Annotated in this window: 14 protein-coding genes and 2 pseudogenes; 12 read left to right on the top strand and 4 right to left on the bottom strand. The window is 58.4% G+C overall.

The features are described from left to right. Positions 1-121 precede the first annotated feature (121 nt). Positions 122-1,114 (bottom strand): LysR substrate-binding domain-containing protein, encoded by a 993-nt coding sequence (locus tag B5525_RS33995; RefSeq protein ID WP_172900030.1) that lies wholly within the window; start codon positions 1,112-1,114, stop codon positions 122-124. A 168-nt stretch (positions 1,115-1,282) separates the two neighbouring features. Here B5525_RS33995 and B5525_RS33990 point away from each other — a divergent pair, with 168 nt between their 5' ends. From B5525_RS33990 to B5525_RS33980, 3 genes are read left to right on the top strand one after another with little or no spacing between them, the layout of a single operon-like run. Beyond that, positions 1,283-2,134, top strand: a complete 852-nt coding sequence (locus B5525_RS33990) for an aspartate dehydrogenase (RefSeq protein ID WP_079570194.1) — start codon at positions 1,283-1,285, stop codon at positions 2,132-2,134. A gap of 8 nt (positions 2,135-2,142) precedes the next feature. Further along, positions 2,143-2,853, top strand: a complete 711-nt coding sequence (locus B5525_RS33985; RefSeq protein WP_244567674.1) for an RraA family protein — start codon at positions 2,143-2,145, stop codon at positions 2,851-2,853. Positions 2,854-2,906: 53 nt separating this feature from the next. Then, positions 2,907-4,220, top strand: a complete 1,314-nt coding sequence (locus B5525_RS33980; RefSeq protein ID WP_079570192.1) for an MFS transporter — start codon at positions 2,907-2,909, stop codon at positions 4,218-4,220. Positions 4,221-4,458: 238 nt separating this feature from the next. On the opposite strand, the gene B5525_RS33975 is transcribed toward B5525_RS33980, so the two are convergent. Further along, a complete protein-coding gene (locus tag B5525_RS33975; protein ID WP_079570190.1) occupies positions 4,459-5,361 on the bottom strand; it encodes a LysR family transcriptional regulator in 903 nt (300 codons plus the stop codon). 108 nt (positions 5,362-5,469) lie between these two features. On the opposite strand from B5525_RS33975, the gene B5525_RS33970 reads away from it, so the two are divergent. The 3 genes from B5525_RS33970 to B5525_RS33960 all read left to right on the top strand — a co-directional run bounded on the left by B5525_RS33970 (position 5,470) and on the right by B5525_RS33960 (position 8,599). Continuing rightward, a complete protein-coding gene (locus B5525_RS33970) occupies positions 5,470-6,576 on the top strand; it encodes an NAD(P)/FAD-dependent oxidoreductase (protein ID WP_079570189.1) in 1,107 nt (368 codons plus the stop codon). 28 nt (positions 6,577-6,604) lie between these two features. Continuing rightward, positions 6,605-7,858: a lipocalin-like domain-containing protein gene (locus B5525_RS33965; protein ID WP_154073609.1), complete on the top strand. Its 1,254-nt coding sequence runs from the start codon at positions 6,605-6,607 to the stop codon at positions 7,856-7,858. 180 nt (positions 7,859-8,038) lie between these two features. Next, positions 8,039-8,599, top strand: a complete 561-nt coding sequence (locus B5525_RS33960; protein ID WP_154073608.1) for a hypothetical protein — start codon at positions 8,039-8,041, stop codon at positions 8,597-8,599. 32 nt (positions 8,600-8,631) lie between these two features. On the opposite strand, the gene B5525_RS33955 is transcribed toward B5525_RS33960, so the two are convergent. Continuing rightward, a complete protein-coding gene (locus tag B5525_RS33955) occupies positions 8,632-9,171 on the bottom strand; it encodes a nucleotidyl transferase AbiEii/AbiGii toxin family protein (protein ID WP_172900029.1) in 540 nt (179 codons plus the stop codon). On the opposite strand from B5525_RS33955, the gene B5525_RS45600 reads away from it, so the two are divergent. The 4 genes and pseudogenes from B5525_RS45600 to B5525_RS48010 all read left to right on the top strand — a co-directional run bounded on the left by B5525_RS45600 (position 9,106) and on the right by B5525_RS48010 (position 11,023). Beyond that, positions 9,106-9,291, top strand: a complete 186-nt coding sequence (locus B5525_RS45600; RefSeq protein WP_172899785.1) for a hypothetical protein — start codon at positions 9,106-9,108, stop codon at positions 9,289-9,291. The genes B5525_RS33955 and B5525_RS45600 overlap by 66 nt on opposite strands. Positions 9,292-9,300: 9 nt before the next feature. Beyond that, positions 9,301-9,540: pseudogene (locus B5525_RS33950) on the top strand (transposase zinc-binding domain-containing protein); the annotation flags it as partial. A 267-nt stretch (positions 9,541-9,807) separates the two neighbouring features. After that, positions 9,808-10,482, top strand: coding sequence for a pyridoxamine 5'-phosphate oxidase family protein (locus B5525_RS33945; protein ID WP_079574150.1), 675 nt, complete (start codon positions 9,808-9,810; stop codon positions 10,480-10,482). 154 nt (positions 10,483-10,636) lie between these two features. Then, positions 10,637-11,023 (top strand): transporter associated domain-containing protein, encoded by a 387-nt coding sequence (locus tag B5525_RS48010; RefSeq protein WP_079570183.1) that lies wholly within the window; start codon positions 10,637-10,639, stop codon positions 11,021-11,023. A 58-nt stretch (positions 11,024-11,081) separates the two neighbouring features. Here B5525_RS48010 and B5525_RS33935 read toward each other — a convergent pair. Further along, positions 11,082-11,554, bottom strand: a pseudogene (locus B5525_RS33935) (IS91 family transposase); the annotation flags it as partial. 306 nt (positions 11,555-11,860) lie between these two features. On the opposite strand from B5525_RS33935, the gene B5525_RS33930 reads away from it, so the two are divergent. Both B5525_RS33930 and B5525_RS33925 read left to right on the top strand, forming a co-directional pair. Then, on the top strand, positions 11,861-13,069 hold the full coding sequence (locus B5525_RS33930; protein WP_079574148.1) for an ABC transporter substrate-binding protein: 1,209 nt from the start codon (positions 11,861-11,863) through the stop codon (positions 13,067-13,069). A 145-nt stretch (positions 13,070-13,214) separates the two neighbouring features. Continuing rightward, positions 13,215-13,886 (top strand): ABC transporter ATP-binding protein, encoded by a 672-nt coding sequence (locus B5525_RS33925; RefSeq protein WP_244567673.1) that lies wholly within the window; start codon positions 13,215-13,217, stop codon positions 13,884-13,886. Positions 13,887-13,903 lie beyond the last annotated feature (17 nt).

The raw sequence follows: 13,903 nt of genomic DNA, 5'->3' as shown, positions 1-13,903 counted from the left end.
TGGCCCGGTTAGCATGAGCTAGCATCATGCATGTACCTGGAACGATCCAAGGCGCGCGTCCAACCGATAGTCCCCAGACCCGCGACATCGGCAACGTTCGCTGTATGGTTCCGTCGCGTCGCTAGGGGCGCGGGGACCGGTCCAAGATCAGTGGACTTCTCGCGTCGACGGATTGAGCAATCACCCAGGATCGAAATGCCCTGATTTCCGGGTCTTCCGAGCGGGACTTGCGCACGAGCAAGCAGTATGTCCCGGCGCTCGCTATCACGGCCGGAGCGACCGAAACAAGGTCGCGCCGACCCTCATAGTGAGCCAGCATAATGTCAGGGACAATGGCGACACCTTGACCTTTTCTAGCGGCCTCAAGGGACATAAAGAAGTGGCCGAACTCAATTGCATCCGAACCCGGGAGAGTGTCGACGTTCGGGACACCGTTGGCGGCTAACCAGTCCGGCCATGCGAAACGGCGCGTCGAGGTATGGATGAGCGGCAAGCGTAGCAGACTTCGGACATCATCGATCGACTGGCCTGCGAGCAGGATCGGCGAGCAGACCGGACATAGAATGTCGGGAAACAACTCAAAGGCTTGCACATCGGTCCAGTCATTCACCATCTTCAGGTCGATTCGCGGCTGCAAGGGCGTACAATTCTGGCCGGGAAGCGATCCGACACGGACTGCGACGTCCACAGCTCCAGACATGAGATCGACCGGTTCAATTGAGGTCACCACCCGGACCTCTATTTCGCGATGACTCTGGGCGAAAAGGTGTAGCCGAGGCATGAGCCAGAGTGAGGCGAGCGTGGGCAGGATTGATACGACGATTTTGCGGGACGACGGCGCGCGATCTCCGAACCGTGCCGTCGCTCTTTCGAGTTCAGCAAGGATGTCGCGCGTGACGCGAGCATAGGCCACGCCGTCTTCGGTCAGCTCGATGCGGCGTGTGAAGCGGCGGAATAACTGGCGGCCCAGAAAGAGCTCAAGGTCTCGTACCTGGCGGCTTATCGCACCCTGCGTGAGATGCAATTCGGCTGCCGCAAGCGTGAAGGACAGGTGGCGCGCCGCTGCCTCAAAGCCCGGTAGCGTGGAGAGGTTCGGAAGTCGTCGCTTCGGCATGAGTTCAATCTGAGGCCGGCAGGATTTTCCTAACGCGGCGCAATTCCACCAGCAATTGTCATGCATGATACCGGCTCATGCTAACCGAGCCAATATATAGTTTGTCCAGCTCTCTGACTTTCCTCAAAGGATTGCTCAAGGTTTACTCAACAGTCGAACAAGAAGCCAATGACTGACATATCTCACCAAGTTCAGAAGAAAGAGCCCCAGCCGCAGCGTGTTGCTCTTGCAGGCCTGGGGACTGTCGGTTGGACGATAGCCCAGGCCCTTGACCGGGGCGCCATCGAGGGCTGCATCCTTGCCGCCGTAGCGGTTCGGGACGTTGAGAAGGCGACACGGGAGCTTTCGACCTTAAGCTTTCCGCCAGCGATCGTTGCGTCGCTTGGTGCCCTCGAAGCGCATGCAGACTTGGTGGTGGAGTGCGCGCCGGCTCATCATCTTCGGAGCATTGTCGAACCATTTCTGGAAGCGGGTAAAACAGCTATCGTTCTAAGCTCCGGTGCGCTTCTCGACAACGAGGATCTCATCGATTTGGCGCGGGTGAATGGCGGTCAAATCGTCGTTCCAACGGGGGCCCTTATCGGCCTCGATGCCGTGGCTGCTGCCGCGGAAGGGACAATCCGCTCTGTTCGCATGGTCACCCGCAAGCCGGTGCGGGGCCTCCTTGGAGCCCCCTATCTGGTGGAGCATAACATAGAGATTGCTGATATCCGTGAAGCCCGGCTTATCTTTCGCGGTACACCTCGTGAGGCCGCTAAGGGTTTTCCAGCAAATCTGAACGTCGCGGTAGCGCTGTCCCTTGCCGGGATTGGCGCAGACAGGACCGTGCTCGAGATCTGGGCCGACCCGGCTCTCGAGCGGAATACCCACCGCATAGAGGTCGAGGCCGACTCCGCCAGTTTCTCGATGTCAATCGAGAACGTGCCGACTGACACAAACCCCAAAACAGGCCGCATCACGGCACTCTCGGTGATCTCTTATCTTCGGAAGCTCAAGGCTCCCCTACGAGTGGGCTCCTGAGACCAATCTTGCGGCTCAGCAACGAGATCATGAATGACATGAAACAGGCGAACAAGGACGAGATTCGGCAACGATACCTGGCAGTCGATACATCGAACGTTGCCGATGTCCTCGACACCCTCGACTACCTGGACCAGGGTCTGAGTTCGGATTTCGCACCGTTCCCGATCCGACGCGACGGAATCAAACTGGCTGGCTGGGCCTACACAATTCGCGGGCAGATGACAGCGTTCCCGCTCGGCGGAGACGACGACAAGATGCAGGCATGTCAGGGATTGTCTGCGGGTGAGATCTCGGTCTGGTCCGGCGATGGCGAGGGCATCTGCTATTTCGGCGAGCTGATCGCGCTCGGGATGAAAGAGCGTGGCTGCGTCGGAGCGGTGCTTGACGGTGGTATTCGCGACGTGAGGTGGATCGGTCAGCACGGATTTCCGGTTTTCGCGAGATACCGCACGCCGGTTCAGTCCATTGGTCGCTGGAAGGTAAACGCCTGGCAAGTTCCGGTTGTGTTGCGCGGCGCGACGTCCAATTTTGTGTCGGTCAAGCCGGGAGACTTCATTCTTGGCGACGACGATGGAGCGATTGTCATCCCTGCACCACTTGTCGAACAGGTGCTCGCTGAATCAGAGCGCCTCACTGCGACCGAGGCCGCGATCCGAACACAACTCTCCGAAGGGCTCACACTCGCAGAAGCGCTCGCAAAATACGGGCACGTCTAGTTGAGCTCGAGCACGTCCGAAACAACTGTTTGTGCGTCTTTCGGAGAAAAGACATGGCGATGACGAATGATGGTATGCCCTCTGACCTCGAGAGGGCGACGATGAGGCGCGTAACGCGTCGCCTGCTTCCGTTTTTGATGGCGTGCTATCTCGTCTCTTTCATCGACCGCGTGAACGTCGGCTTTGCCGCCTTGCAGATGAACAAGGACGTCGGCCTCACGGCGTCCATGTTCGGTTTGGGTAGCGGTCTTTTCTTCGTCACTTACTTTATATTTGAAGTACCGAGCAATCTTGTCCTTGAGAAGGTTGGAGCGCGTCTTTGGATCGCTCGCATTATGATCACCTGGGGGTTGGTCTCGGCCGCAACGGCTCTCGTCGTGGGCCCTTATTCTTTTTATCTGGTGCGGTTCTTGTTGGGAGCCGCCGAGGCAGGCTTTTATCCCGGCGTGCTGCTCTATTTGACGTTTTGGTTTCCCAAATCGTACCGCGCGCGCGTGGTGGCGCTTTTCATGGTTTCTGTGCCCGCCGCGAGCTTCATCGGCTCGCCGATCTCCGCTGCTCTGCTCCGGCTCGATGGCTGGCTTGGCCTCCACGGTTGGCAATGGATGTCCATCGTAGAGGCCGCTCCCGCGATCCTTCTTGGAGGATTGGCGTTTTTTGTTTTGCCCGACACCCCGCTTCAAGCCAAGTGGCTCACTGCGGAACAACGCCGGTGGCTTACCGATCGCATTAAACGCGAACGGGATGGCGGTCGAAGCTCAAGCCGGCGCTCTACCTGGAGGGTGCTGATCGACAAGCATGTACTTGCCGCCGGACTGATCTTTGCCGGAAGCACCGGGGCAAGCGCATGCCTATCCATTTGGCAGCCGCAGATCCTGAAATCCTTCGGTCTCTCAAATATGGAAACGGGTCTTCTGAATTCGGCTCCATTCGGTGTTGCCGCCGTCCTGATGGTGTTGTGGGCTAAGCACTCGGATCGGACAGGAGAGCGCGTCTGGCACCTTGCAATTCCTTTGGCGGCAACGTCGCTCAGTCTGCTGTTAGCGTTTACCGCCCAGTCTCTCCTGCCAACGGTTGCTATTCTCTTTGTGGCGATTGTCGGAACCTACGCAATCAAGGGGCCTTTCTGGGCGCTTTCGACGGAATGGATGTCGACCAGCGCGGCCGCGGTCGGGATCGCTCAGATCAACGCGATCGGCAACCTCGGCGGTTTCGTTGGGACGTACTCACTGGGGGTTATCAAAGAAGCTACTGGCAGTTATGCGCTTGGCCTTTTGCCTCTCGCGCTTTTAACTGCGGCAGGAACCATGCTGACGCTAGTATTGGGGTTCAGGCAATCTCCAGCAGAAATGGCCAGGTTAAATTGACCGGCTACGTTTAGGGACGACACTTTTATCCGCGTCGGCGCTGGTATGTTCTTCAAGACGGAGAGGTGTCGCCGCATCATTCCGCCGTACGCAAGTTCTCTTGCTCTGCTATCCCCACAGCCACGCCATTTTGCGAACCGGCACTATTGCTGACGCTGTAATTGCCAGCCGCCGGACCTTGAGATGCCCGATTGCGCTGCGTTGCCCCTCTCGACGTTCGACTGCAAATGACGCCGCGTCATTCCTTTTCAGCCCTCGCCTTGATTCGTTCGATCAACCATCGCCCGGCCGGGCCAGGCGGTGCGTCCGCCTTGAATACGGCGGACAACGCCACCCATGCGCCTCTTTTCGGCATTTCGACGACGTCGAGGACAACCAGCGTGCCGGCGTCAATGTCGGTTTGGACAAGGTGAAGTGGCATGCCTCCCCAACCCATGCCCGCCCTAAGGAAGGCGTGCTTTGCTCCCAAATCTGCCAGCCGCCACGGTTTCGTCGACACGACGCCGATCTCCGTTCCGTTCGATAGGCTGGAGCGATCGGTCAGGACGAGTTGAACATGTGCCGCCAGATCATTGATCGTTAGCGGCGTGGGATGAAGGCCGAGCGGATGGGACGGCGAGGCGACCGGCACGATCTGCACCTCCATCAAATGCTCGCGAATGACATCTTCAGGCACATCGGGCAACGTGCCGACGATCCCGAACGCGCAAGTCCCTTCGAGTACCATTTTGAGAACCGCGCCAAGCGCTTCAACGTAGAGGCGCAGGGGAACGTCTGGAAAGCGCAGCGAGAATTCGGCCACTGCATGCGTCAGGACGGGCGTGGGCAGCATGACGTCGACGACGACCGGGAGCTCGGCCTCCAGGCCCCCGGCCAGTCCGCGCGCCCGGGCCTTGAACGTGTCGACTGTGCCCGTGACCGCACGCGCATCGGCTAAGAGCGCGCGTCCGGATTCGGTCAGAACCGGTATCCGTCCGCTCCTGTCGAAGAGCTTGATGCCCAACTGCCCTTCCATATTGGCCAGCGTCTGGCTGACCACGGATTGCGCTCGCCCGAGGCGGCGGCCAGCCGCCGAAAAGCTGCCCTCATCGGCAGCGGCGACGAAGGTGCGGAACTGATCAAGTGTAACGCCATCCAGCATGTATAGTGCCGTACGATGATAAATATCGAAAGATATAGTCTATTCCGATGGGTCTGAAAACGCCAGATTGCGATTGGGTCGATCCAACGCTTGAAAGCGGCGCAAACGATGAAAAGTAAAATAGTGATTTACGGAGCCGGTATGGCCGGCGCTGTGCTGGCGAGCCATCTCGCCGACGACTTCGACGTGACGGTGATCGCACCGACCGATTATTTCGAAGTGCCGATGGCGATGCCCCGGTTGATAGTCGAGCCCAGCTACGCCGAAAAGGCGATTGTGCCGATCGCCGAAGCCCTGCCGAAAGCGCAGTACGTCCGCGGGCGTCTCGTCGAGCTAAGCCGCGCTGGCGGGCGCGTTGAGGGTGATGACGGCGGCCAACGGATGGTGACGGCCGACATCACCGTGCTGGCGACCGGCAGCCGTTTCTCCGGTCCGTTCATCCGATCGTCCAGCGGCTCAATCGAAGAGCGCAAAGCGAGCTTTTATCGACTGGAGGCATCGCTCGCCTCTGCGCGGCGCATCCTGATCGTCGGCGGTGGCCCGGTGGGTGTCGAGATGGCCGGCGAGATCGTCGAGACTTGGCCGGGACGCTCCGTGACCATTGTCCAGTCCGGGGCGCGCATTTTGGCTGGGACAGGAGGTTCGGCCTCTGCCGTTGCGGCAAGATTCCTGACCGAGCACGGGGTGACGTTGCTGACCGGGGAACGGATCGAGAGCCCATTGCCACGGAACGGTTACACCGCGGAGCCGGGCGAGGCCCGCACCGCCAGCGGCAAGCACATCGCCTATGACGTCATGCTGTGCTGCATCGGAGGCCGTCCCAATACCGAATATCTACGCGCCCATTTCTCCGACCGCCTCGATGCCGAGGGGCGTGTCAGTGTGACACCCCAGCTCTTGATGGAGGGCGAGAACGATGTGTTCGCCCTTGGCGACATTACCGACCTCAAGGAAAACAAGATGGCGCTGCATATCGCCGGCCAGGTCAGCGTCGCGGAAGCGAACATCCGCGCGATAGCATCGGGGCGAACGCCGCCCAAGACTTACAAGGCCAAGACCGGAAACCTCATGATGGCGGTCACCCTGGGCAGTCGGGCCGGTGTCATCTTCGCTCCGCCGGTCGGAACGCTTCGGTCGCCCTGGCTGAACCGGAAAGTGAAGGCGGAAACCATGCTGGTGCCAAAATATCGCAAGCAGCTCGGCCTGTCGGCCTGACGCCGCAACTGCCACTGGAGAGAAGACGATGGACAACGACAACAACCCTCACTTTCGCCTGGCAGGGCGTCTCGCTGATTATGCGCGGCTCGGCATCGACCCTGTCTCTGTCGTGCCGTTCGAGGACGGTCAGCGCATCGGCACGGAAAAGGGCCGCTACGAATGGTGGTATTTCGACGCCCATCTCGATGATGGCGCGACCGTCGTTGTCGTGTTCTACACCAAGCCCAATGTCAGCCCCAACGGTCCTCTCGCGCCACGGATCACCATCAACCTCACTTTGCCGGATGGGCGAACCTTCGAGAAGTTTCTCGACACCAAGCCGGAATTGTTCAGCGCATCGAAATCCGGCTGCGACGTCAGGATCGGCGCAAATCGCTTTGTCGGAGATCTCCATCGCTACTACATCACCGCGACCATCGAGGAGATATCGGTCGACATCGAATTGACCGGAGAGGTCCCCGCCTGGCGTCCCAAATCCGGTCATCTCTATTTTGGTACTGAGGGGCGAGAAAAACTGTTTGCGTGGCTTCCCTCCGTGCCCCACGGACGGGCAAGCGTCCGCTACACGATCGGCCCTGAAGAACACCGCGTCTCCGGCAGCGGATATCACGATCATAATTGGGGCGACGTCCCCATGCAGACGCTGATGCACAACTGGTATTGGGCGCGTGCCAGCGTCGGACCCTATACGGTCATCGCATCCCATATCACCGCCACCGCCGCCTACGGCTATGAAACGCAGATCGTCTATATGCTGGCCAAAGACGGCCAGATCATCGCCGACGACGAGACCAAGGTCGCCTTTGATGCAGAGCGCGTCGAGACCGATGGCAAGACCGGCAAGCCAGTGGGAGATGTCACGCGCTATACTTACCAAGATACCGATACACGCTATGTCGTGTCATTCGCTCGGCAGAAGACGATCCTGCAAGCGATCTTCACCGACCGCGCGCCGCTGCTCAAGCGGATCATCGCCCGGCTGATTAGCTTTGACGGCGCCTATCACCGCTTTACCGGCAAGGTCACGATCGAGAAATTCGAAGGGGATGCGAGGACCGAGATCTTCGAAGATCACGCGATCTGGGAACTGATGTATTTCGGCAGGACGCGGCCGCGGCGTCGAAATGTTGGCAATAATCTGTCCATTCAGATTGCGGAATGCATTGTAACCCCCATCCATTGTGCCCCACGATGCGAGCGAGACACTTACCTCGTGCTGGACGACTTCCGGGGTCGACTCCGTTGCGGCTTGGCGCGAGACCGACGCCAACAGCGCTGATCGCGCGACGCTGATTCGCGATCTGCTGGACGTCCAATGACGATGGCGTGCCAATGTCCGTCAACACACTGAACAAGGCGCTGCGGATCATGGGGTGCGATACTGGCCCGGCGGCGACCACTGCGCGCACGGCTGCGTCGACCCTGCTCAATGAGGAGGGCGCGTTTCGACGGCAATATAGTGGAAGCCCAACTCGCCCACGACACGGAGAAAAAAAATGTGCCGGCGGCGCGGCGGGTGGTACGGCGCCAGCTTGGTAAGGGCGACAAGAACAAGATGCACGGCATCTATACACTCGACGAGTTGCGCCAAGCCGTACCCCATCGGCTTGACGAAATCGAAGCGTTGGCGACACCCAAAGCCAAGGCTCGAACACTGCGCAACGTCAGAGTTCAGACACTGGGAGAACCCAGCGCGGAGGTGATGCGCGTGCTCGAACGGCGCGGCATCGCCATACTGCGGATTACGCAGCCCAAGAAAAGCTTCATCATCGGTAGTCGGCCGGTTGTGAAACTCACCAGGCACGATCGCACCGACCTTAACGATCCGAACGTGGAGATGTGGCTTCCGATCGCCGCAGATGTTGCTGTGGGAGTAGGCCAAGGCGACGGGAGCGTGAGCTTGCACCATACAGTCGATGAACGCCCTGTCCGGCAGCTCAACATGGCGATAGCGCGTCAGAGCGGTGCGATCGCGGCCGGATCAGCAGTGCTGGTACAATCCATTGCCAACGCGCGCTGAACCGGACCTGGTTGGAAACGCCGAATGGCACCTCAACTCCAGGCCCCGCCATCTGGGTCCCATCGGCCCTTGGCCCCTTCCGGCACCGCGAGACCGGCGATCACACGGCCCAGAAACCGTTGCAATTCCACCTGAAGCTCTGGGAAAGGAGGCGGCTGAATAGTCGGTGGATTCCTACGAAGAAAGCCCGTCCACAGACCACGATCGACGGCGATCTTTGCGAACGCCTCGGTCAATCCCACGGGCATCTCGGTCGGGATAGCAGTCTCTCGGCACCGGAGCGTACCGCCGACGGCCTGCACCAGTTCGGGCAGTTCGAACCCAAATGTGCGGAGCGTGACCCAAATGTCGTAAAAATCCTTGATCCGCCCATTCGCTGTCTCGAAGCGGATCATCGCTTCGAACTTCTCTGCGATCACAGTTTCGGGCGGATACATGAGGATGTTCGCCGCCGGAAGGTTTGGCAGAAGGCACGGGAACATCCTACGCTCCGGCGGTGGATAGACGTGATCGCCAAAGCCAATATCAACCTGAACGGGGATCACTGCCCTGGCCAGTTCCCCCTCGGGCATTCCAAGCTCGACACCACGGCTCGTTACACTCAAGTGGCCACCAACATCATCCGTGAGGTCATGAGCCCGCTGGACAGGCTCACGCCACCAGCGCCGAAGAAGAACGAGCCGCCAGCCTAACGGGCCCACATGGCCCGTCCAGCTCTGGAGGTCGCCGACGTCTTCCGCGACCACGGGGCCGCGTGGCGTCATGCCAACCGCGGTCACGTGAGCCTGCTCCAACTCAAGGTGATGAGCGCCATCGAGAACTGCCGCACGGCGGCGCTGGGCGGACACGTCGCGCGCTGCGAGGATTGCGCCCACACCACGATCGCCTACAACAGCTGCCGCAACCGGCACTGCCCGAAGTGCCAGGGCGCGGCGGCGCAAAAAAAGATAATTGGCTCCATCCAGTTTTTCGCAATGGCTCGCGCAAGTTTACGTCGTAACCTCTATAAGTGCTCGGCGATACGACACGATTTGGAGCTTGGCTTGGATTAGGCATACTTCGAGGTGTGGCGCGGCTGTTGATCCCTCGACCTGGACCAATAATGGACCTGCCAACTTTCAAAAAAAGACGCCAAGCGCCGGGAATCCCCCGTCAAACCAATACTCAACTGAATGCTCGAACGATGTACTTCCCCGGAGTTTAGCGCGATGACGATCAACAAAGATACGCTTCATGTAGAGCCAGCGAGTGAACGGACGCGCCTAAAGCGGTATCATTGGTTGGCTAAATACGACCGGGATACTATCAATGCGATCATCGACGTCGGCATAGTTTGTCAGGTTGGCTATGTGATCGATGGAGCGCCCTATGTCACCCCCACGAACCATTGGCGCATTGATGATTACTTGTATTGGCATGGGTCATCCGCCAGTCGCATGCTGAAGGCGCAGCAAAGCGGAATCCCGGTATGCTTCACAGTTACGCATCTCGACGGTATCGTTTTCTCGCGCGCTGCATTTAACCACAACGTTAACTTTCGATCCGTCATAGCGTTCGGAAATGCCGAGCTTTGTAGCGAAGAGGTGAAGCGCGAGGCATTACCCGTCTTCGTTGATCGATTGGCGCCGGGCTTGTGGGACTATGCGCGTAAGCCAACGGACCAGGAGTGGAAAGCGACTAAGGTTATCCGAATGAAGCTAAATGAAGTCTCGGCTAAGGTGAGTGACGGTTTGCCGGATGAGGAGCCGGATGATCTTAAAACTGACCTGTGGGCAGGCTCAATTGGTCTGCGGTTGGAGCAACTCAAGCCTGTCCCGGATCCGAAGTTAAGAGAAGGAATAAGGGCGCCGAGCTTCGTCGAGGATTTTCGATACTTGAAGTAGCGGTGTTCGATTCTGTCCACATTCGCGAGCACTGATCCTTCGGGCGAAGAGCCCGACGCTTTATATCCAGCAGGTTCGCTCTTATCCTTTTCTCGAAGTATGGGTGCCCGTCAATCGGCGTTCAAATTTGGCTCTGACGCACTTTTGATGCAGTTTGGGAAGCGTTTGGCGTTTTGATTGGGGGAGAATCAGCGGCAGGCGCTCCAGTCTGGCGCCGAGTCGGTCGTCGAACCGCTCGCCGGCGACTTACCGGGGGGCATGCTGCCTCCTAGGCGTCCACGACTGCGCTGACACGGGAGGCGGACGAAGCTATCTGGTCGCCGGTGTCGAACCGCTCGACCATGTTGCCGAGATCTTCGCGTTACAAGAGCCTACGACTCCAACTTACAAGACGCTGGGCGGCTTTGTGATCGACCAGCCACGCCGCATTCCGGACGACGGCGACTCCATCGAGCTTCCGGTACTGCGCATAGAGGTCACTCAAGTCGAGCGCGGAGCGATCATGGCGCTTAGGCCGCTTCCCAAACCAGCGCCAAAGTGATCGCGGGTACGAGGTTAGAATTTCCATTTTTTGTGAAGGATTTCGGATGCCGGCCGCATTAGTGACGGGGCGTACGACCGCGCTCGAAGACCTCGATGATAATCATGCAACCGCCGCAGCATGGACAAGGAGGATCGCCGGGATCGACCACGGAACTGGTGGATTTACTCTGAGGTTTTGTGGCGGCGAGCAACTCGCGGGCGCGTGCGATGTTGCCGGCGCAAGCGGCTTTAGCGACAGGCCGTAGTGGCGGATGCGGTGCAAGCCGTTTGGCAACACGTGGATGAGGAGACGGCGGATGAACTCGTCGGTGGCAAGCCTCATGCTTCTGTATCGATCGCGCCCTTTGATGCGGTAGTCCTTCCACTTGAAGGTGACACGCTGCTGGTCGTAGGCGATCAGGCGGCTGTTGGCGATGACGACGCGGTGGGTATAGCGCGACAGATAGGCCAGCACCGCCTCGGGCCCGCCGAACGGCCGCTTTGCGTAGACGACCCACTCGGCCTTGCACAGCGGCACGAGATAAACCGAGCACCCAGAATCGCGATCTTTGACGAGACATTCGCGCACCTCAGCACAAGCCACGCAGGCGCGGTCGCCGCAAAAGAGGCCGCACTGGCCATCTTTCCGACGAGTCGCACCATGTCATGCGCAAGTGCGCAGAAAATGTCCAAAATCTGCCTGCGCTCCACGCAATCACCTTCAGAAGCAGGCCGTTCATTATTAATGACGCTAATCGGCTCCAATCATTTTCGCTTAGTGGGTCTAAAGATTTCGCGCGTGAAGCCTTAGAACAAGCGAATAACTCTCGCGTTGATGAATGGCATGGAGACTAAAATGCTGAGATGGCTGAGGGCTGGAATACTCGGGTTAGGCCTGCTTACCTACGTGACCACGTCTCATGCAATTGCCGAGGAGCAGCCTCCCATTAAATTTGGCTTTTCGGTCGCGATGACAGGATTTTGGCTCGCTTACGATGGCGACGGCACCAAGATGGCACAAGTGTTCATGGATGACGTCAACGCTAAAGGCGGAATTCTTGGTCGAAAAATCGTGCCTCTTTTCGCCGATACCAAAGGCGATCGCGCTGAAGGTGCCAAGGCAGGGCAGGAGGTCATCGGCGAGGGTGCCGACCTTGTCTTTGTCACCTGCGATTACGACTTCGGTGCGCCCGCTGCTCTTCAAGCGCAAAAAGCTGGGAAGATCTCAGTATTTCTATGCGCCGAGGATCCGAAAGCGGGCATCGTCGGCGTTGGTCCATATTCTTTCTCTGCATCGGCCGCAGCCCAAGTTCAGGGGGCTACGATCGCGGAATGGGCGTACAAGGAGAAGAATGTCCGCAACGCCTTTGTGTTGCTCGATGATTTCATTGAATATAATAAATCCACTTGCGCTGGCTTTGACTGGATGTTCTCAAAGCTGGGCGGCACAATCGTCGACCGTGATACGTTCAAAAACGCCGACGCATCGATCGCCTCACAAGTCACGCATATACGTAGCGCGATAAGTGCCGGAAAACTGGATGCGGTGATGCTATGTACCATCACACCAGGCGGACCGGCGGCCATCCGTCAAATGCGTGCCGCTGGCATTCATGTGCCGATCCTGAACGGTAGCGGCATGGACGGGACATACTGGCTCAACTCGGTGCCAAACCTGAGTAATTTCTATGAGACAGTTCAGGCATCAGTCTATGGCGACGATCCGCGTCCGGAGGTGAAATCCCTCATCGAACGCTACAAGGTAAAGTTCAATGAAGCGCCCGTCACACAATATGCCTTTCCAATCTATGCTTTTCTCCAACTGTGGCAGAAGGCGGTTGAGAAAGCGGGAACACTCGATGCCGCTAGAGTTGTCGCAGTCATGAACAGTCTTAGCGACGAACCAACAATCCTTGGTCCACGCTCCTTTTCGGCAAAATTGCATGAGCAGGATCGGGCCAACTATTTCATCGTCGAAATCAATGATGGCAAAGGGAAGGTGCTCAAAGATTGGCGGATCGACGAAGCCGTCCCAAGCGACGTCCTCTATCGCTTGAAGAAATGACCAACAAAGGGCGTTATGCATCACGCTCGTCGGACTCGGGTAGGTTCGCGATGAGCAGGGCGGGTGAACGATCTTGCTAAGCAGGACAAAGGATAATCTGTGGGAGTTGTCCGTAGCAGGCCTTGAGGTGCGCTTTGGAGGTTTGGTGGCTGTCTCGAATGTCAGCCTCAGCCTGCAGCGCAACGAGGTCCTGGGGCTGATCGGGCCTAACGGCGCCGGTAAAACAACGCTCGTCAACTGCCTCACTGGGTTCCAGATCCCCACGGGAGGCAGTATCCTTATCGGCGGCGTTGACGTCGTGGGGTCAGCTCCTGACCACATCCGTAAAACAGGGATTAGCCGAACCTTCCAAGCCGGTCGCCTCTTCCGAGGAATGACCGTGCTTCAGAACGTTGAGGTCGCCGCCGTTGCGATGGGAATGGCTCGGAAGCAAGCAGCTTCCGTCGCGATGGAGACCATGGCTTGGCTCTCGATTGACGACAAGGCCGATGCGATCGCCGGTACCCTCGCTTACACGGATGAAAGACGAGTAGGTATTGCGCGCGCACTTGTGACCCGACCCGCATTTATCCTGCTGGATGAGCCCGCTGCGGGAATGTCCGATCATGAGTGCGACGAATTGATGCAACTGATCTCACGGATTCCCAAATCGTTCAATTGCGGCGCGCTTTTGATCGAGCATAACATGCGTATCATCATGGGCGTGTCACATCGCATCCATGTTCTTGATGGTGGGCGAACAATCGCTGAAGGGACTCCGAAAGAAATTCAGCAGAACGAGGCTGTCATCGAAGCGTATCTCGGACACTACGTTTAGAATGTGTGGGACGCGCT

It is taken from the genome of Bradyrhizobium erythrophlei (genome assembly GCF_900129505.1).
In the GTDB taxonomy this organism is placed as follows: domain Bacteria; phylum Pseudomonadota; class Alphaproteobacteria; order Rhizobiales; family Xanthobacteraceae; genus Bradyrhizobium; species Bradyrhizobium erythrophlei_D.
The sequence above is the reverse complement of the archived record's forward strand: the minus strand, read 5'-3'. Positions and strand labels throughout refer to the sequence as shown.

Coding starts and splice junctions, on each gene's coding strand:
- B5525_RS33990 (WP_079570194.1), top strand. CDS start 1,283: ATGACTGACATATCTCACCAAGTTCAGAAGAAAGAGCCCCAGCCGCAG.
- B5525_RS33970 (WP_079570189.1), top strand. CDS start 5,470: ATGAAAAGTAAAATAGTGATTTACGGAGCCGGTATGGCCGGCGCTGTG.
- B5525_RS33980 (WP_079570192.1), top strand. CDS start 2,907: ATGGCGATGACGAATGATGGTATGCCCTCTGACCTCGAGAGGGCGACG.
- B5525_RS33995 (WP_172900030.1), bottom strand. CDS start 1,114: ATGCCGAAGCGACGACTTCCGAACCTCTCCACGCTACCGGGCTTTGAG.
- B5525_RS33955 (WP_172900029.1), bottom strand. CDS start 9,171: ATGCCCGAGGGGGAACTGGCCAGGGCAGTGATCCCCGTTCAGGTTGAT.
- B5525_RS33965 (WP_154073609.1), top strand. CDS start 6,605: ATGGACAACGACAACAACCCTCACTTTCGCCTGGCAGGGCGTCTCGCT.
- B5525_RS33930 (WP_079574148.1), top strand. CDS start 11,861: ATGCTGAGATGGCTGAGGGCTGGAATACTCGGGTTAGGCCTGCTTACC.
- B5525_RS33945 (WP_079574150.1), top strand. CDS start 9,808: ATGACGATCAACAAAGATACGCTTCATGTAGAGCCAGCGAGTGAACGG.
- B5525_RS33975 (WP_079570190.1), bottom strand. CDS start 5,361: ATGCTGGATGGCGTTACACTTGATCAGTTCCGCACCTTCGTCGCCGCT.